This window comes from Metabacillus halosaccharovorans (assembly GCF_002019635.1).
Taxonomy (GTDB): Bacteria; Bacillota; Bacilli; order Bacillales; family Bacillaceae; genus Metabacillus; species Metabacillus halosaccharovorans.
Window position 1 is genome coordinate 2135522 of the sequence record NZ_KV917371.1, and the last position, 19290, is coordinate 2154811.

The following is a 19290-nucleotide window of genomic DNA, read 5'->3' on the forward strand; positions in this document are numbered from 1 at the left end:
ACAACTTATGATACGTGGAATTTTAATTGGGATTTTATCAGTAGCTGTCCTCGGTTCGGCATATTGGGGATATAAAGAACATCAAGAGAAAAATGCAGTTCTCATTCAGGCAGAAAACAATTATCAACGGGCATTTCATGATTTATCGTATCGGGTTGATCAGTTACATGACAAAATAGGTGCTACACTTGCGATGAATACAAGGCAGTCCCTATCTCCAGCACTTGCGGATGTTTGGCGAATAACTTCAGAAGCACAATCTGATGTAGGACAACTTCCATTAGCATTAATGCCATTTAACAAGACTGAAGAATTTTTAGCAGGAATAAGTGATTTTAGTTATCGTGCAGCTGTTCGTGACCTTGAAAAAGATCCATTAACAGAAAAAGAATATGAAACGTTAAAATCTATGTATACAAAAGCAGCTGATATTCAGAATGAGTTACGTAGTGTTCAAAACCTCGTATTAGATAATAATTTAAGATGGATGGATGTAGAACTTGCTTTAGCATCAGGACAAAAACAAGCAGATAATACAATTATCGATGGTTTAAAAACGGTGGAAGAAAATGTGAAGGGCTACTCAGAGACAGATTTTGGTGCAACTCAAACATCAATGAAGACCGAAAATGGCTTTGAAAAGTTGGGGGGAAAGGAAATAAGTAAGAAAGAAGCTAAAGAAGTAGCTAAAAAGTTTGTTGAAAATGAGGTAACTGATATTAAAGTAACCGAAAATGGGGAAGGTTCCGATTTTGGCTTTTATAGCGTGTCAATGGATGATAAGGAGCAAAAAGTTGATATTAACATGGATATCACTAAAAAAGGCGGATATCCCATTTACTTAGTACAAAATAGAGAAATTAAAAATAAAGAGATAAGCCTTAATCAAGCAACCGATCATGCAACTGAATTTCTAAAAAAACACGGCTTTGAAGATTTGGATCTATTTGAAAGTGCACAATATGATAATATTGGTGTTTTCACATTTGTATCCATTCTAGATGGTGTAAGAGTCTACCCAGATGCAATTCGAATGAAGGTAGCTTTAGATAATGGTGAAGTAATTGGCTTTTCAGCTAGAGACTACCTAGCTGCTCATAAACAACGGGAAATTCCAAGTGCAAAAATTTCAAAAGACGAGGCTGCTAAAAAGCTTAATCCTAGTCTGGATGTTCAGGAAGACCGGTTAGCTATCATTGTAAATGAATTTGGTGAGGAAGTACTATGTTATGAATTTTTAGGAACAATTGAAAATGATACGTATCGGATATTTATTAATGCTGACAATAACACAGAAGAAAAAGTGGAAATGTTGAAAAATCCAGAGCCGATTTTCCAAGAAATATAAGAAAGCAGGGGGATGCCTATAAAAATGGGTATCCTTCTTTTAGTTGTTATATCTTGTGTTATTTAAAAAACGATATTATACATATGTTTAATAATGAATTGTCTCTTGCACAACGGATTTGTCCATGCTTTAATAAGAAAGAGAGTACTTAGAGAGAGTGATAATGTGCTGAAAATTGGGGATGCCATTACGTTAGAAACAAAAGGTGAAAAATTAGAAAGATTAAAATGTAAACTAGTTGAAAGAAAAGATAATAAGCTTTTTATTGATTATCCTATTAACCTGGATACTGGCCGTACGGCTTTTTTAATCATTGGAACTGAGCTGGTTGCCTCTTTTGTAACGAATGATAATGTTTATCGATTTCAGACAGAAGTAACAGGTCGAACGAAGGAAAATATTCCAATGATTTCACTAACATATCCAGGTGATCATCAGCTTATTCGTATACAAAGAAGACAGTTTGTTAGAATTGACACAAACTTAGATGTTGCAATACACCCGATTGGGAATGAATTTCAGGCTTTCACAGCTGTAACTTCAGATATAAGTGCGGGAGGGACAGCTCTTCTTCTTCCTCGTACGACGAACCTTAAGAAAGATCAGGAGATATTAATATGGTTTGCTCTGCCTTTTCAAAAAGATCAAATGGAATATATAAGTGTTAAGGGGAAAATTATTCGGGTAATACCAGCAGAACATGAGTTATATGTGAAAGCTCCTATAGAATTTATAAATATTGACGAAGAGACAAGACAAATTTTGCTTCAATTTTGTTTTAATCAACAAATTCAGTTGCGTAGAAAAGGTCTTGTCGAAGAATAATATTCGGTATTTTTAACCATACTAGTAAGAAAATACCGGAGTTGAATCGTAATGGAACGTGTTGAACGCATATTAATTAAATTAATAGTTATACAATTCATAGCACTTGTTTGTGCGCAACTTTTAATTCAAAATTCGCATGTTCAACCTTATCTTTCCCGTGTTGTTCAGTATGAAGGTGTGAATAAAATTACGATAACTGAATGGCTAGAAACATTTAGCCAATAAATGATGCAGGTGCCCTTTGACCTGCTTCATTTGTTTGTCTTTCTTTATGGGTATGATAGGGAGCTCTCGAGCTCTCGAACATGATAATAACAGAAATCGTATAGAACAGTTAAATATGGATAACCAAATATGTTCTGATGATGCGACATGAAAACTACTAGACTAAAAACCTATTTGGAGGAACTATGACATTGAAAAAGATCTCGGTAGCAATAGATGGACCAGCTGCAGCAGGAAAAAGTACAGTTGCAAAAATAATCGCAGAGGATTACTCATATATATATATTGATACTGGTGCGATGTATCGTGCACTAACATATATAGCATTACAGGAAAATGTGGACTGTAAAAATGAACAGAAAGTAGCAGATGTGCTCTCCAGAATTAAAATTGAGCTTTTCCCTTCAGAAGATGGACAAATAGTTAAGGTTAATTCTGAAGATGTTACCGAAGTGATTCGAACAAACGAAGTAACAAATCATGTATCATATGTTGCTATGCATCCATTAGTTAGAGAAGAAATGTTAAAACGTCAGCGCCAACTAGCTTCACAAGGTGGAGTGGTAATGGATGGGAGAGACATTGGTACGCATGTATTACCAGATGCTGAATTGAAAGTCTTTTTACGGGCTTCTGTTGAAGAAAGAGCAAAAAGACGACATGATGAAAATCTAAAAAAAGGATTTGATTCTGATCTTGATAAACTTAAACAAGAAATTGCGAATCGGGATAAGCTTGATTCGGAAAGAGAGGTTGCTCCTCTTAGAAAGGCAGAAGATGCAATTGAACTTGACACTACTGCTTTATCAATTCAACAAGTCGTGAAAAAAATAGAAGATTATATAGAAGAAAGGCTTTGATACCGTGTCATTATATCCTTTTGCAAGGTCAGTTGTTGCAGGTTTATTAAGACCAACATTCCGAATTAAAGTGGAAGGATTGGAGCATTTCCCTAAAGAAGGCGGAGTGTTGTTATGTACAAATCATATAAGTAATTTTGACCCTCCTGTAGTAGGGGTAACAGCGCCGAGAAAAGTATTATTTATGGCAAAAGCGGAACTCTTTAATGTACCAGTCCTTAAGCAATTGTTATCTAATTTTGGGACATTCCCTGTAAAACGCGGTGGGGGAGATCGTGAAGCAATCCGTGCGGGTCTTAAAGTATTAAAAGAGGGTCATGTTTTAGGTTTGTTTCCTGAAGGGACTAGAAGTAAAGATGGTAAATTAGGTAAAGGACAAGCTGGTGCCGGATTCTTTGCACTTCGTTCTACTGCTGCTGTTGTTCCATGTGCTATAATAGGACCATATAAATCATTTCGCACTCTTCGGGTTGTTTATGGTAAACCTATAAATATGGAAGAATTTCGAGAGAAAAAAATAAACGCAGAAGAAATGACAAGTATTATTATGGAAGAAATAAATAAACTGCTTCAAAAATAAAAGAAATGAAGTCTTCTTGCTTGACAAAAAGTAGCATTTATTAGAAGTTTAAAATGAAGGAATTTTTCATTTTATTTTAGGGGAAGAAAAACTCTTTGTTTTTTAATAAAATGAAATCTTACATATAGTTAATCAAAAGTAGCGCAGGTTTTGACAAGGAGGTAATTGAGATGGTAGAAGAATTAAACAGTGTTCAAGTGGAAACACCTGAAGTTGGTGATGTCGTAAAAGGAATCGTAACAAAGGTAGAGGAAAAACAGGTAATTGTAGAAATTGAAAATTGTAAGCATTCCGGTATCATTCCAATCAGTGAGCTTTCAAGCCTACATGTTGAAAAAGCTTCTGATGTCATAAGCGAAAATGATGAACTTGAATTAAAAGTATTAAAAGTTGAGGAAGAAGCACTGGTTCTATCAAAAAGAGCTGTTGATGCAGAAAAAGCATGGGATGAACTAGTGAGAAAGTTTGAAACAAAAGAAGTTTTTCATGCTGATGTTAAAGATGTTGTAAAAGGCGGTCTTGTAGTTGACCTAGGTGTCAGAGGGTTTATTCCAGCATCATTAGTGGAAGCTCATTTCGTAGAGGATTTCTCAGAGTATATGGGAAAAACTCTTTCTCTTATCGTAGTTGAACTAGATAAAGAGAAAAACCGAGTAATTTTATCACATCGAGCAGTTATAGAAAAAGAGCAAAGTGAAAAAAAATCTGAGCTTTTAGATTCTATAAAAGTTGGATCTACAATTGAAGGGACCGTTCAACGTTTAACTGATTTTGGTGCATTTGTAGATATCGGTGGTATTGATGGATTAGTGCACATTTCACAATTATCACATCAACATATTGATAAGCCATCTGATGTTGTGCAGGAAGGACAGAAGGTTTCTGTGAAAATTCTTGCAGTTGACCGTGATAATGAAAGAATTTCGTTATCAATCAAAGAAACATTACCTGGACCATGGGCCAACATTAAAGAAAAAGTTCAGGTTGGTGATGTTGTTGATGGTGTAGTAAAACGTTTAGTTTCCTTTGGAGCGTTTGTAGAAATACTTCCAGGTGTTGAGGGGCTTGTACATATTTCACAAATATCTAACAAGCATATTGGTACTCCCCATGAAGTATTAGACGAAAATCAGCAAGTAAAAGTAAAAGTTTTGGATATTAATGAATCTGAACAAAGAATATCATTAAGTATCCGAGAGCTTGAAGAGACAACAAAAGCTTCAGATGAAGATGTTAGTCATTATCAAGCCCAGGAAGAGGCATCTTCAGGTTTCCAATTAGGAGAAATGATTGGAGATCAATTAAAAAAATTAAAATAAACGGTGATTAAGGTGAGTAAAAGAGCAGAGCGAAAAATTGAGCATATTCAACATGCCATGTCTACAGGACAACAACTTACAAATGGACTTGAAGATATAACCTTTGTTCATCAAAGCTTACCAAATTTGTCTGTTAACGATATTGATTTATCAACCCAAGTTGGCGAACTTTTTCTAAGTTCGTCTCTTTTAATAAATGCGATGACAGGCGGTGGCGGTGAAGACACAAGGATCATTAATGAAGCGCTGTCTAAGGCTGCGGGTGAAACGAATATTGCAGTAGCTGTTGGTTCACAAATGTCTGCGATAAAAGACAAAAGTGAGAGGCCTTCTTATGAAATTATGAGAAAAGTTAATCCAAACGGAGTGATATTTGCGAATCTTGGTAGTGAAGCAACTGTAGAACAAGCAAAAGTCGCAATCGACATGCTTGATGCAAATGCCTTACAAATACATTTAAATGTTGTTCAAGAGCTTGTCATGCCCGAGGGAGATCGTGATTTTACAAATGCATTAAAAAGAATTGAAAATATTACCAAACACATTTCTGTGCCGGTTATTGTTAAAGAAGTTGGTTTTGGGATAAATCGTGAAATTGCTTTTAAATTGAAGGAAGTTGGCATTACTGCCATTGATGTTGGAGGTTATGGAGGGACGAATTTTTCCAAAATAGAAAACCTTCGTAGACAACGGGTTCTTTCATTTTTTAATGCATGGGGAATTTCAACAGCTGCTTCAATCGCTGAAATACATAGTGAAAATCTGGATATCTCCATTATCGGTTCGGGAGGTATTCAAAATGCTCTTGATGTCGCAAAAGCTATTGCGTTAGGATCATCAATGGTTGGAATGGCAGGTTATTTATTAAAAATCTTTATTGAAGGAAGCTATGATGACTTAGTTCAAGAAATAAGAGATATATTAGAAGATCTAAAGATCATTATGACAGCTTTGGGAGTAAAGACTATACAAGAGCTTAAACAGGCACCACTGGTTGTTAATGGACAAACACATCATTGGTTAACCGAAAGAGGTATACAAACGACAACATACAGTAATAGATAAACAAAAAAGAGGAGACCTTTTTAATTAAGGTTCTCCTCTTTTTTGTCTTACATTAATACAAAAGTTCGTCTTTTATTATTATTTATTTCGTTTTCGAGCTGCTTCTGGTCCTTCTAAAGTTGTTGCTCCAGGATAATTTAATGATTGGTCACGATCTGACTCAACTCGTTTACTTTCTCTTAGTTTTTTCTCCTGGCGGTCTTTACCCATTTATTTTTCCCCCTTTTCTATTTATAGTTCATTTTTTGTTGTTTTTCGTCCTTCTATGCTTGCTATTTTTTACTAATTTTCGATTAAAGCTAATGAGAAATAGACATAATGGGAATAGTAGGAGGAGTGAGATGGAAGGAATTTTTTTTTATTGGATTATGTGGTTGGCTTGGATTTTCACAACATTCATGATGGATAAGAGCAAGAAACGTCTGCAAGTTAGTATATGTATTTTAGTCTCTATATTGTTAAGTAAATGGTATGTAGTTTTTTCAACTTATTCTATCAATATGACATTGTTATTATCTTTATTTTTGGGATATTATCTGGCTGTAAACGAAGGTAAATTTAAATTGATTTCTTTTTATTTAACTAGCTTAACAATTACATTTGCGTATGCAGGAATCATGTTGTTTAGGGTATATGATCCAGTATGGTTTATCTTAGATATTCGCTTTATCATTGGCGTTTTCATAAGTATATTAGCCATTTATTTAGGGCGTGCATCGTTACAGCGTTATTCATTGTATATTATTGCGCTCTGTCAAGGGGAAGTTCTTTATTGGATCGTATTAGGGCAATTTCATAATGAAATAACATTTGGGACAGAATCTTTTTTAGATATGTTATCAATAGGATGTTTCATAATCTTTTTATGGAGTGGTATACAACATTTCACAATGGTGGTTGAGAACTCGATAGTAAAATTGCAAAAACCAACAAAGGAGAAACAAGGATAAAATGAATGAATACACATTACCTGTTTTATTTGGTGTAATTGTTGGAGTTCTTACAAGGTTACATATGTTAAGAACTGATTACAGGCAATATCCAACATACTTGCATGGGAAAATTATTCATGTAGCACTGGGCTTTATTGCTGCAGGCTTAGGAACAGTTGCCGTACCTTCTATTATGGAGGAAGATTTTACAGCAATCACATTTTTAACTGTTGCCGCGTCACAATTCCGTGATGTTAGGAATATGGAAAGAAATACGTTAACTGTGTTAGACGAATATGAGCTGGTTCCACGGGGAAATACATATATTGAAGGAATCGCGATAGCGTTCGAAAGTAGAAACTACCTTGTTATTTTTACATCCCTTTTTACGACTTTTTCGTATTTAGTCGTAAATGTGTATGTAGCCATTATCGTTGGAATTGTCTGCTTTTTAATATGCCGTAAGTTAATGTCAGGAAGCAGAATAAAAGACCTGGTTGACATTGAATTTGTAGAACCGCATTTTGAAGGTGCTGGATTATATGTAGATAATATTTATATTATGAATATTGGGATACCAGATAAACAAGAAGCAGTTTTAAAATATGGGATGGGTTTCGTCTTGACACCCAAAAATGAAAATTCTCGAACAACAATTGCGAATCTAGGACAGCGTCAAGCGATTTTACATGATGTGTCGACTGCAATGGGGGTTGTTCGGGACTCTGGTGAGCCTTCTTTAGTTCCACTAGCAAAGCGTGACCTTGGTGATGGTCGTCTGGGAGTGTTTGTACTGCCACAAGACCGTGATGTTGATAAAGCTGTTCGAGTTATCGGAAATGTACCAACTCTTGAAAATGCCATTAGAATGCCGTCTGAAGCGAAAGCAAATCGTCGAGGAGGGAATTTTAGTTGAGTGCACTAGAAAAATATATATTGGCTATTATAACAACCGATAAAACAAAGGCGGCAGGTGGGACAGCCATTTTTATATGCAAAACAACAGAAGAAATGAATTTTTATGCTAAAAATCTCGAAGCAATACTTGATGGTATCGCACACGGTATTGGTGATGATATGTATGTCATCGTCAAGCACTAAGTTGTGGATTTAGGAAATGTTTGATAATATATAAAAGTTAAGCCCTTCTTGTTAATATAGAAGGGTTTCTTTTATAAGAATCAGACAAAGTTATGAAGAAAATGAAAGTGTTATCCAATTATGACTTGGTAAAGCAAGTCAGGTTTTTAATAAGAGAAATAATTTGCATTGAAGTGATTGTTTATTATTCGTAAAATAAGCTAATGAATACATATATAGAGTTTCGGTGGATGGAATTTGGTTTGAGATGAAGAATTATCTCATGTTAAATGTAAGATCAATTCAGAACTTTTTATAGGAACATCACCATAATGTCGCTCTTATTTGCAAATTGAGTTTAAATAGTCAGGGAAGGTGTATTGAATGGCAAAACCAGTAATAGCAATTGTAGGAAGACCAAATGTAGGTAAGTCAACGATTTTTAATCGAATTGTCGGTGAACGTGTTTCAATCGTTGAAGATATACCTGGTGTTACAAGAGACAGAATCTATAGTTCCGGCGAATGGTTAAATTATCAATTTAATATCATTGATACAGGTGGAATTGATATTGGGGATGAACCTTTCTTAGCACAAATACGTCATCAAGCAGAAATCGCCATTGAAGAAGCGGATGTGATCGTGTTTCTAACAAATGTGCGAGAAGGGGTAACTGCTGCAGACGAAGAAGTTGCAAAAATTTTATATCGATCAAATAAACCGGTAGTTTTGGCTGTTAACAAAGTTGATAATCCGGAAATGCGTGCGAATATCTATGATTTTTATTCTCTTGGATTTGGAGAACCTTTTCCTATTTCAGGTTCCCATGGTTTAGGATTAGGGGACTTATTAGATGAAGTGGCTAAGCATTTTAAACATATTGGATCAGAAGATTATGATGAATCAACAATTAAATTTTCTCTAATAGGTCGGCCCAATGTAGGGAAATCTTCACTTGTTAATGCTATTCTAGGAGAAGACCGGGTAATTGTTAGCGATATTGCGGGAACGACCAGGGATGCAATTGATACTGTCTATAAATATGAAGGACAAGAGTTCGTTATTATTGATACAGCCGGTATGAGAAAAAAAGGAAAAGTTTATGAAACGACCGAGAAATATAGTGTTATGCGTGCATTAAAAGCGATTGATCGATCAGATGTTATTTTGGTTGTTATTAATGGTGAAGAAGGAATCATTGAACAGGATAAACATATTGCCGGGTACGCACACGAAGCTGGCAAGGCGGTTGTTATCGTTGTAAACAAGTGGGATGCTGTTGAAAAAGATGAAAAAACAATGAAGGAATTTGAGGCCAATATTCGTGATCATTTTAAGTTTTTAGATTACGCTCCAATTGTCTTCTTATCAGCAAAAACGAAAAAAAGAATTCATACATTAATGCCACACATCATATTAGCTAGTGAAAATCACTCAAGACGAGTACAAACAAATGTATTAAATGATGTTGTGATGGACGCCGTAGCGATGAATCCAACACCTACACATAAAGGGAAACGACTAAAGATTTTCTATACAGCTCAAGTGGCAGTAAAACCGCCAACTTTTGTGGTGTTTGTAAATGAGCCTGAGTTAATGCATTTTTCATATGAACGATTTTTAGAAAATAGAATAAGAGCAGCCTTTGAGTTTGATGGTACACCGATAAAGATCTTTGCAAGAGAAAGAAAATAATTAATTTATTATGATAAACTAAAAAGTGCATGTTGAAGAAATGTCGATTCATTTCAACATGTACATTTGTGTTTGCATCTAGTCACCTATTTACAGATAAAGGGCGTGAGATTATGGAGCAAATAACGGTATTAGGTGCAGGTAGCTGGGGAACAGCACTTGCTATTGTACTAGCTGATAATGGACATCATGTCAAACTTTGGGGCCATCGTCCTGAATTAATTGAGGAAATTAATGCTACCAAAAAGAATGAAAAGTACTTACCAGGTGTGGAACTTCCGTCAAATATTGAAGGGGTTTCCCATTTCAAAGAAAGTTTAATGGATGTAAATACAGTTGTTTTGGCAGTTCCAACGAAGGCGATTCGAGATGTATTGAAAGATATGCGACAAATCATAAAGAAACCTGTCACTATTGTTCATGTTAGTAAAGGGATCGAGCCGGATTCCTTACTTAGAATTTCAGAAATTATTGAATTGGAAATGCCTGAGGAATTATTAACAGATGTTGTGGTACTTTCGGGCCCGAGTCATGCTGAAGAAGTAAGCCAAAGGCATATCACAACAGTAACCTCGTCCTCCAAGAATATGAAAGCAGCGGAATACATACAAGATCTCTTTATCAATCAAAATTTTAGAGTATACACAAATCCCGATATAATTGGGGTGGAAATCGGCGGAGCACTTAAAAATATCATTGCATTGGCTGCAGGGATTACAGACGGACTCGGATATGGGGATAATGCCAAAGCGGCACTGATTACACGCGGTCTAGCGGAAATTGCCCGTTTAGGCAGTATAATGGGGGGGAATCCTCTCACTTTCTCAGGATTGACTGGAATCGGTGATTTAATTGTCACTTGTACAAGTGTTCATTCAAGAAACTGGCGTGCCGGTAATTTGTTGGGTAAAGGCCACAATTTAGATGAAGTATTACAAAATATGGGGATGGTTGTTGAAGGTGTTAGAACGACAAAAGCCGGATATCAATTAGCCAAAAAGTATAATGTGAAAATGCCGATAACTGAAGCTTTGTATGATGTCCTATTTAATGGGAAGGCACCTAAGGAAGCCGTGGATGCTTTAATGGCACGTGTTAAAACTCATGAAATGGAAGACCTTGTAAATATTATGGAGAATCGGTAATTGATGTGACATTCGCCAGTGATATTGCATAAAATACAAAGAAATAAAACAAAAGAACATAATATCCTATAAGGTATTTTCTACCTGCATAAAGTGGTTGGTAGGTTTTCATACCTCAGATTCCTAAAAGCCAGTTCATTAACTGAAATAACAAAGATTAATGGCGACAATAGGCATTAGAGGATACAAAAGCTTCCTCTTCCGCATAAAATGCATCGTAGTCAAATAAGAGTTGTTCTTATTGTTGGGTACTATTTAGTCGGTTTACCATTTGCTGAAGTAAAGATCGTCCCCTCTTTACTTCAGTATTTTTTAATGTCAGGAAATGCTGCAGTAGGCACTGTATAAAAGGCATAGGGAAATGGTGGCAATTTAGTTTTTCCATTACTACCAATTAGTCAGGTTATGTAATGGTATGATTAAAGTGAATTTTGGACAAGCAATTAGAAGTGTAATATAATCTACGATGAGTCAGCTGAATTTTTAAAAATACATAATGGTGCTTAAAAAAAGTGGTAGCTCAATTGAAATGTTAAGTTCAACTAAGACGTGATTTAAGCGTTGCCACAAAGGAGGAATCTTGGTGAGTCCAGCATTAATGAAGATGTGGATTTCGTTTGCATCAATGGGATTCATGTTTATCTCTATCATACTTATTTATTTTAGTCGTTTTAAGCTGAAAGGTGTAATCAAAGCTATTGTGACAATTTTAGCCTACATCTTTATGATTCTAGCAGGAATCATTATTATCTTTGTCGTTTTTACAGGACCTGTTTCAGAATAAATATATGTTAAAAGGAAGTTATTGACTATGAAATTGTCAAATACGCTTGTTATCATAATAAGCTGTTTCTTATTGACAGGATGTTTATATCCTGAAGAAAAGCTTCAAAAAAATACAATACCATATAATGATCAAATCCAAGCGGTACAAACCTCAATTGATCAATATCAGCAAGATACGAGTGGTCTATTGCCGATAAAAACAAGAGATATGTCAACTCCGATTTATCAAAAGTATCCAATAGATTTTTCTGCTTTAACTCCAAAATATATGGCTGAACCGCCTGGAACTGCTTATGAAACGGGCGGTATTTATCAATATGTTTTAGTTGATGTTGAAGAGGATCCAACTGTTAAATTAATTGATTTAAGAATGGCTGAAGAAATCCATGAGCTTAATGTGAAACTGAATGTTTATCGTCAGGCTAATGGGTATCCTCCTTTTAAAGATGTTATTACAGATGAAATTTATTCGTTAGATTATGAAAAACTTGGTTATAAGGAAGATCCAATGGTTGAGAGTCCTTATTCAGGTGAATTTTTGCCATTGGTCATTGATAAAAATGCACAGATTTATGTAGATTATCGAATTGACCTTAATAATGCCCTAAAAGATCATGAACATAACTTTAAGCAAGGCGACGATATTAGAGAAATATTAGTTATGAAGTACCAATTTGTTCCTGCATATTCCCTTCCGTATACAATCGATGAAAAGGGAGAGCCTGTTTTTTTAACAGAAGATAATTAAATGAAAATTTTAGTCATGAACCCTTCATAAGAGAATAAACTCTGAAAGAAGGGTTTTCTTTTTCGCTTTTTCTAAACCAATTCTTAATAAGGCGATACTTGAAAAAATTTTCGAAACAAAGTCATAAATAAATAGGACAATGTCATACATATATAGTGTCCTATTAGAAAACGGATAAGCTTTATCCCAAATTGTATGATCGGGAGGGGATCACTTGGAAAAAGTAGATATTTTCAAGGATATCGCTGAACGAACCGGTGGCGATATATATTTAGGTGTAGTTGGTGCAGTACGAACAGGTAAATCTACTTTTATTAAAAAGTTCATGGAATTAGTTGTACTACCTAACATTGACAATGAATCTGACAAAGCGAGAGCTCAAGATGAATTACCGCAAAGTGCTGCTGGTAAAACCATCATGACAACAGAGCCAAAATTTGTCCCTAATCAAGCTGTTTCCATTCATGTTGATGAAGGACTTGATGTCAATATTAGATTAGTAGATTGTGTCGGCTACACAGTACCTGGTGCTAAAGGTTATGAGGATGAAAATGGCCCTCGAATGATTAATACTCCATGGTATGAAGAACCAATACCTTTTCATGAAGCAGCAGAGATTGGAACGCGTAAAGTTATTCAAGAGCACTCGACACTTGGTTGTGTGATCACAACTGATGGTTCTATCGGAGATATTCCGCGCAGAGACTATTTAGAAGCTGAAGCACGAGTAATTGAAGAGTTAAAAGAAGTCGGTAAACCGTTTATTATGATTATTAACACGGTGCATCCGCATCATCCTGAAACAGAAGCCCTTCGTCAAGAATTAAATGAAAAGTACGATATCCCTGTATTAGCGATGAGCGTTGAGAGCATGAGAGAAACAGATGTAATCAACGTTCTTAGAGAATCGTTATACGAGTTCCCGGTATTAGAGGTAAATGTGAATCTACCTAGCTGGGTAATGGTACTAAGGGAAGACCATTGGTTAAGACAGAGCTACCAAGAAGCGGTTAAAGATACTGTAAAAGATATTAAGAGATTAAGAGATGTTGACCGAGTTGTTGGACAGTTTAGTGAGTATGACTTCATTAACCGAGCTAGTTTGGCTGGTATTGAGATGGGGCAAGGTATTGCGGAGATTGATTTATATGCTCCGGATGACCTATATGATCAAATCTTAAAAGAGGTTGTGGGAGTAGAAATTCGCGGGAAGGACCATTTACTTCAATTAATGCAGGACTTTGCATATGCTAAGGCCGAATATGATCAAGTGGCTGATGCTTTGCGAATGGTTAAGCAAACAGGGTATGGAATTGCAGCGCCAGCATTAGCTGATATGAGTTTAGATGAGCCAGAAATTATCCGCCAAGGTTCAAGGTTTGGAGTAAGACTAAAAGCTGTTGCTCCATCTATTCATATGATAAAAGTTGATGTGGAATCAGAATTTGCTCCAATTATCGGAACAGAAAAGCAATCAGAGGAGCTTGTCCGATATTTAATGCAGGATTTTGAAGATAATCCATTATCGATTTGGAATTCAGATATATTTGGAAGAAGCTTGAGCTCAATCGTTCGTGAAGGCATCCAAGCAAAACTATCGTTGATGCCGGAAAATGCACGATATAAATTAAAAGAAACATTAGAAAGAATAATCAATGAAGGCTCCGGTGGATTAATTGCAATCATTTTATAATGATTAGACCTCTTAATAAGGGGTCTTTTTTTGTACAATCGAAAGGATATATTTATGAAGTTAATTGGACTAGTAAAACAGTAGTTTATTTTATCAGAACGTTCAGAAAAACGAATAATCTAACGGGAAATTTTACAGATTTAGTCAAAAAATAGAACGAATGGTCGTGTTGGAGTTGGAAAGCCTTGGTACCATTGGTTTTTTATTTTGTTTTCTCTTGATTCACATGAATGATTATGTTAATCTTTTTACAGAAATTCTTTTCTCTGTTGGTCGATTCTTCCTAAATATCCATTTATCATGATGAAAATGATTGAATTATGTTGAAAAATCGTTTAAGATAAGCGTGTTACGAATAAAATCATGAATTTATCATGTATACAATTGATGAAAACTGTGAAGAAATGAAGACTAATAAGAGTTCCATCCCTTTGGGAGGAGGTGAAAGGCATGAATAAAACAGAACTTATCAACGCAGTAGCAGAAGCTAGTGAATTATCTAAAAAAGACGCAACAAAAGCAGTTGATGCTGTTTTCGATACAATTTTAGATGCACTAAAAGATGGTGATAAAGTACAACTTATCGGTTTCGGTAACTTTGAAGTTCGTGAGCGTGCGGCTCGTAAAGGTCGTAACCCACAAACTGGTGAAGAAATTGAAATTGCTGCAAGCAAGGTGCCTGCTTTCAAACCAGGTAAAGCATTAAAAGACGCTGTAGCAGGAAAATAAGTTAATTTGTCATGTAATAACTATTACATACAAGCTTCTTTATGAAAGCCCCTTTTTATAAGGGGCTTTTCATTTGGGATAAAATTATTATGTGATCATGCTCTTTTTTCCTCAAAATAAATATCTTAAACGGAAATTAACTAATATTGCCCGCTTTGTCTACTTTGCTTTTCTTCGAGTGTATATGCTAGAATCTGTATCAAATAAATGACCAGGAGGCTAAATCGATGGTGCATGTTAATCATGAAAAAATTGAACAAGCCGTTATATTAATTCTTGAAGCAATTGGAGAAGACCCTTCAAGAGAAGGGTTGATAGATACACCAAAAAGGGTAGCTAAAATGTATGCTGAAGTATTTAGTGGCTTAGGTGAAGATCCAAGCGAACACTTTAAAACGATTTTTGGAGAAGACCATGAAGAACTTGTTCTGGTAAAGGATATTCCATTTTATTCAATGTGTGAGCATCACTTAGTTCCTTTTTTCGGTAAAGCACATATTGCTTATATTCCTAAAGGTGGAAAGGTAACAGGATTAAGTAAACTTGCTCGAGCAGTAGAAGCTGTTGCAAAAAGACCACAACTCCAGGAGAGAATTACGTCAACGATTGCTGATTCAATTATGAAATCACTTGAACCTCATGGAGTCATGGTAGTTATTGAAGCAGAACATATGTGTATGACGATGAGAGGTGTAAAGAAACCGGGATCACAGACAGTTACATCAGCGGTAAGAGGGATTTTTCGGAAGGATGAAACATCAAGGTCTGAAGTGCTGTCACTAATTAAAGGGTAGTTATGCTTATCTATACCACGAACATTTTTATGAGCTTTCTCTAATAGAAAATGGTATGATGTATAAGAGAATACATACAGTTAATCTGTAAAAACAGGCGGGTGTAAGGATGAATCAAAAAAATGATTTTGTAGTAATTAAGGCAATTGAAGACGGAGTTCATGTTATTGGCTTAACAAGAGGCTCTGATACAAGATTCCACCATTCTGAGAAACTTGACAAAGGTGAAGTGATGATAGCTCAATTCACAGAGCATACTTCTGCCATTAAAATAAGAGGTAAAGCTCAAATTCAAACGGCTATTGGAGAATTGGAAAGTGATTCTCGCAAATAAATATTCCTTGTATTATGGACGTGATGACTGTTGGATACGCTTGTATTCTGATTGTTCTAATTCTAGTTTATACAAATGTAAAGAGTGTCATAGGATTTGTATCAGGGAGAGAGCAGGCGTTCTGTACAGTCTGAAATGTTTTTAAGCATTAGGAATAAACTATATTTAAAATAAAAATCCATTTTTGGTTATGATATAATAAAATATGTTTATTTTTATTATTATATAAATAGTACATATAGATCTAATTTATATTTGTTCTAAAACCTAATAATTAAGTGGAGTAGAGGCCATTAAAATATAATTTAAATTTGTCCCCTTTTCCACATATGGCAGGTTCTTACTAGTAGAGTAAACACATTTTAGCAGAGATCAGGCTAGTAAGTGATAGGATAGAGATAATGTTAATTCGGGGACAAGGGTGATATATTTGCAGGACTTAGTAGTACATTTAGCTAAATTAAAGAAAGATTTAGAGGAGAAGCTCGAACATCCTTTTTTAGTCAAGCATTTACCTTCACCCAAGATTGATGAAGATAAATTGCTACTGTTATGTGCGATTTTTGATGAGATGGATCTTTCTGATGAAGTAAAGAGAAGCTATATTATGACGGCTATGTTTGTTCAAATTGCCCTTGATACACATGATGATGTTACAACGAATCTTCATAGTAATTCCGAAGAATTTGTACAGAGACAACTAACAGTCTTAGCTGGAGATTACTTTAGCGGGTTGTATTATTTGTTGCTTTCTGAAATTGAGGATATCAAGATGGTTCGAACGTTAGCAATGGCAATTAAAGAGATTAACGAACATAAAATTAGATTATATCATGAACATAATCTGAATTTACCCTCAATGATGAATAGTCTTCAAATTGTTGAAACCAGCCTGTTTCAACACGTAGCCAATCATTTTAAGCTTAATTCTCATAAGGCATTTAGTATAGACTTCCTAACTTATAAAAGACTATCTCATGAAAAATTTCAACATGCAAATGGAATAGTACGTAGTCCATTTACGATTAATTATTTGACAGAAACGTGTAATGTGTATTTTGAAAAGTCTGTTTCTCTTCTTAATTCAGGATTTTTAAGAAGATCTGCCTTTAGGGAACTGTTATCGGATCGACTTCATTCAATCCGTTTTCACGATGCATTACTACATGAGAAAAAGACAGTGGAAGAAGGTTTATAAGTATGGGTCAGTCGAAAGAAGAAAGAGTCCATGGTGTATTTGAGAAGATTTATGAAAATTATGATCAGATGAATTCTGTCATTAGTTTCCAACGACACAAAGCATGGCGTAAGGAAACAATGAAACGAATGAATGTTAAAAAGGGACAATCTGCTTTAGATGTTTGTTGTGGTACCGCAGACTGGAGCATTGCCTTAGCAAATGCAGTAGGACCCGAGGGTAGTGTAACAGGACTTGATTTTAGTCAAAATATGCTAAAGGTAGGTCAGCAAAAGGTACAACAGCTGGGGTTACAAAATGTAAATTTGATCCATGGAAATGCAATGCAGCTTCCTTTTAAAGATCATAGTTTTGATTTTGTTACAATTGGATTTGGTCTCCGAAATGTTCCTGATTATATGCAAGTATTAAAGGAAATGAATCGTGTATTAAAACCTGGTGGAAAGGCGGTATGTTTAGAAACCTCCAAACCAACTTTACCAGTATTTAAGCAATTCTTCTTTATTTACTTCCGCTATGTAATGCCGCTATTTGGGAAAGTTTTCGCAAAAAGCTATAATGAATATTCATGGCTCCAGGAATCCGCACGTGACTTCCCAGGAATGTCTGAACTAGCTACAATGTTTAAGGAAGCGGGCTTCATTGACATACAAGTAAAAGCCTTTACAGGTGGTGTAGCAGCGATGCACCTTGGTAGTAAGCCAAAATAAGAGAATGAATAACAATGATAGGTATGACCAATTCTTAAAAAGCGGGTTTAAGTAAGTGAATTAATAAACTCTTTTTTGTACTTTAAGAAAATTTCCTTTTATTTAAGGTTTAGAGTATTAAAGAAATCGACTTCCGTATTATTGACGGTAAGTTGTGTTCTTCTTGAAGTGGTCATTCATTATTACCGGGTACTCTTATCCACAACAATTAATCGGAGTTTAAGGTGAATTCGTATGAAATTAAAAGCAATGTACTCTTTTTTAAATAATGACCTTAATATAATCGAACAAGAACTGGAAATAACAGCTGTTTCAGAATACCCTTTACTGCGGGAAGCAAATGTAGAATTACTAAAAGCAGGTGGGAAACGAATTCGCCCAGTATTTGTATTGCTGTCTTCTATGTTCGGAAACTATGATATAAACATAGTTAAACATGTGGCTGTTGCATTAGAAACAATACATATGGCTTCACTTGTTCATGATGATGTTATTGATGATGCTGAGTTAAGAAGAGGTCAACCCACTGTAAAAGCAAGATGGGACAATCGGATCGCGATGTATACAGGGGATTATTTACTCGCAAGGTCACTAGAAGTGATGACAAAAATAGATAATACGACAGCACATAAGATCTTATCAAAAGCAATCGTTGATGTATGCTTAGGGGAGATAGAACAAATAAAAGATAAGTATCGATTTGACCAATCAATTCGAACTTATTTAAGGCGAATTAAGCGTAAAACAGCACTCTTAATCGCAGTAAGCTGTCAGCTTGGAGCCATTTCTTCGGAAGCACCTGAGGAAATCCATAAAAAATTATTCTGGTTCGGATACTATGTAGGCATGTCGTTTCAAATTACAGATGATATTTTAGATTTTACCTCGACTGCTAAGGAACTTGGTAAACCGGTTGGCAGCGATCTTTTGCAAGGAAACATCACTCTGCCTGTGTTGTATGCCCTTGAAAACCCAACTATAAAAAAAGAGATAGAAAAAATTACGATAAATACTACAGCAGAAGATATTAAACCAATACTAGAAATGATCCAATCCTCAGGAGTTATAGAGAAATCTGTAAAAATAAGTGATCGTTATCTACAAAAAGCCTTTCTAATATTAGAAGAGCTTCCTAAAAATCGGGCAAGATCAACTCTGTACAGTATTTCGAAGTATATTGGAAAAAGAAAATTTTAAATTAATTATTATATCTCCACCCTT

General features: G+C 35.2%; 22 protein-coding genes. 21 read left to right on the forward strand and 1 reads right to left on the reverse strand.

Annotated elements, in window-relative coordinates:
- Positions 1 to 7 precede the first annotated feature (7 nt).
- The 7 genes from ypeB (at position 8) to fni (ending at position 6225) form a co-directional block, all read left to right on the forward strand.
- A complete protein-coding gene (gene ypeB, locus BK577_RS10060; protein ID WP_078432759.1) occupies positions 8 to 1348 on the forward strand; it encodes a germination protein YpeB in 1341 nt (446 codons plus the stop codon).
- A gap of 165 nt (positions 1349 to 1513) precedes the next feature.
- Entirely contained in the window at positions 1514 to 2173 is a 660-nt protein-coding gene (locus tag BK577_RS10065) for a flagellar brake protein (protein WP_078432760.1), read from the forward strand.
- 51 nt (positions 2174 to 2224) lie between these two features.
- Positions 2225 to 2401: a YpfB family protein gene (locus tag BK577_RS25965; RefSeq protein ID WP_169908183.1), complete on the forward strand. Its 177-nt coding sequence runs from the start codon at positions 2225 to 2227 to the stop codon at positions 2399 to 2401.
- Positions 2402 to 2592: 191 nt separating this feature from the next.
- On the forward strand, positions 2593 to 3261 hold the full coding sequence (gene cmk, locus BK577_RS10070) for a (d)CMP kinase (protein WP_245823460.1): 669 nt from the start codon (positions 2593 to 2595) through the stop codon (positions 3259 to 3261).
- A gap of 4 nt (positions 3262 to 3265) precedes the next feature.
- Positions 3266 to 3841: a lysophospholipid acyltransferase family protein gene (locus tag BK577_RS10075; RefSeq protein ID WP_078432762.1), complete on the forward strand. Its 576-nt coding sequence runs from the start codon at positions 3266 to 3268 to the stop codon at positions 3839 to 3841.
- A 170-nt stretch (positions 3842 to 4011) separates the two neighbouring features.
- Positions 4012 to 5160: a 30S ribosomal protein S1 gene (gene rpsA / locus BK577_RS10080; RefSeq protein ID WP_078432763.1), complete on the forward strand. Its 1149-nt coding sequence runs from the start codon at positions 4012 to 4014 to the stop codon at positions 5158 to 5160.
- Between the two features lie 6 nt (positions 5161 to 5166).
- On the forward strand, positions 5167 to 6225 hold the full coding sequence (gene fni / locus BK577_RS10085; protein ID WP_139367337.1) for a type 2 isopentenyl-diphosphate Delta-isomerase: 1059 nt from the start codon (positions 5167 to 5169) through the stop codon (positions 6223 to 6225).
- A 78-nt stretch (positions 6226 to 6303) separates the two neighbouring features.
- Here fni and BK577_RS10090 read toward each other — a convergent pair whose 3' ends face one another.
- The gene (locus BK577_RS10090) at positions 6304 to 6435 is read right to left on the reverse strand and encodes a YpzI family protein (RefSeq protein WP_078432765.1); all 132 of its coding nucleotides are present in this window, start codon (positions 6433 to 6435) and stop codon (positions 6304 to 6306) included.
- Positions 6436 to 6566: 131 nt separating this feature from the next.
- On the opposite strand from BK577_RS10090, the gene BK577_RS10095 reads away from it, so the two are divergent.
- The 14 genes from BK577_RS10095 to hepT all read left to right on the forward strand — a co-directional run bounded on the left by BK577_RS10095 (position 6567) and on the right by hepT (position 19266).
- Positions 6567 to 7175: a YphA family membrane protein gene (locus tag BK577_RS10095; RefSeq protein WP_078432766.1), complete on the forward strand. Its 609-nt coding sequence runs from the start codon at positions 6567 to 6569 to the stop codon at positions 7173 to 7175.
- 1 nt (position 7176) lies between these two features.
- Entirely contained in the window at positions 7177 to 8073 is an 897-nt protein-coding gene (locus BK577_RS10100; protein WP_078432767.1) for a YIEGIA family protein, read from the forward strand.
- A complete protein-coding gene (locus BK577_RS10105) occupies positions 8070 to 8258 on the forward strand; it encodes a capping complex subunit for YIEGIA (protein WP_026560226.1) in 189 nt (62 codons plus the stop codon). The genes BK577_RS10100 and BK577_RS10105 overlap by 4 nt, the downstream gene beginning before the upstream one ends.
- Positions 8259 to 8621: 363 nt before the next feature.
- Positions 8622 to 9932 carry a ribosome biogenesis GTPase Der gene (gene der / locus BK577_RS10110; protein ID WP_078432768.1) on the forward strand — a complete coding sequence of 437 codons (1311 nt, stop codon included), beginning with the start codon at positions 8622 to 8624 and terminating at the stop codon, positions 9930 to 9932.
- Between the two features lie 113 nt (positions 9933 to 10045).
- On the forward strand, positions 10046 to 11077 hold the full coding sequence (locus BK577_RS10115; protein ID WP_078432769.1) for an NAD(P)H-dependent glycerol-3-phosphate dehydrogenase: 1032 nt from the start codon (positions 10046 to 10048) through the stop codon (positions 11075 to 11077).
- Positions 11078 to 11660: 583 nt separating this feature from the next.
- On the forward strand, positions 11661 to 11861 hold the full coding sequence (locus BK577_RS10120; protein ID WP_078432770.1) for a DUF2768 domain-containing protein: 201 nt from the start codon (positions 11661 to 11663) through the stop codon (positions 11859 to 11861).
- 27 nt (positions 11862 to 11888) lie between these two features.
- The gene (locus BK577_RS10125; protein WP_078432771.1) at positions 11889 to 12611 is read left to right on the forward strand and encodes a hypothetical protein; all 723 of its coding nucleotides are present in this window, start codon (positions 11889 to 11891) and stop codon (positions 12609 to 12611) included.
- A 214-nt stretch (positions 12612 to 12825) separates the two neighbouring features.
- The gene (spoIVA, locus tag BK577_RS10130) at positions 12826 to 14304 is read left to right on the forward strand and encodes a stage IV sporulation protein A (RefSeq protein WP_026560221.1); all 1479 of its coding nucleotides are present in this window, start codon (positions 12826 to 12828) and stop codon (positions 14302 to 14304) included.
- A gap of 450 nt (positions 14305 to 14754) precedes the next feature.
- Complete coding sequence (hbs, locus tag BK577_RS10135) at positions 14755 to 15033, forward strand: non-specific DNA-binding protein Hbs (protein ID WP_034332307.1); 279 nt, start codon at positions 14755 to 14757, stop codon at positions 15031 to 15033.
- Between the two features lie 227 nt (positions 15034 to 15260).
- Positions 15261 to 15827, forward strand: a complete 567-nt coding sequence (gene folE / locus BK577_RS10140; protein WP_078432772.1) for a GTP cyclohydrolase I FolE — start codon at positions 15261 to 15263, stop codon at positions 15825 to 15827.
- A 109-nt stretch (positions 15828 to 15936) separates the two neighbouring features.
- Positions 15937 to 16161 (forward strand): trp RNA-binding attenuation protein MtrB, encoded by a 225-nt coding sequence (gene mtrB, locus BK577_RS10145; protein ID WP_026560218.1) that lies wholly within the window; start codon positions 15937 to 15939, stop codon positions 16159 to 16161.
- Between the two features lie 430 nt (positions 16162 to 16591).
- Entirely contained in the window at positions 16592 to 17359 is a 768-nt protein-coding gene (locus tag BK577_RS10150) for a heptaprenyl diphosphate synthase component 1 (RefSeq protein WP_169908185.1), read from the forward strand.
- 2 nt (positions 17360 to 17361) lie between these two features.
- The gene (locus BK577_RS10155; protein ID WP_078432774.1) at positions 17362 to 18069 is read left to right on the forward strand and encodes a demethylmenaquinone methyltransferase; all 708 of its coding nucleotides are present in this window, start codon (positions 17362 to 17364) and stop codon (positions 18067 to 18069) included.
- Between the two features lie 234 nt (positions 18070 to 18303).
- Positions 18304 to 19266 (forward strand): heptaprenyl diphosphate synthase component II, encoded by a 963-nt coding sequence (hepT, locus tag BK577_RS10160; protein ID WP_078432775.1) that lies wholly within the window; start codon positions 18304 to 18306, stop codon positions 19264 to 19266.
- The last annotated feature ends 24 nt before the right edge of the window (positions 19267 to 19290 follow it).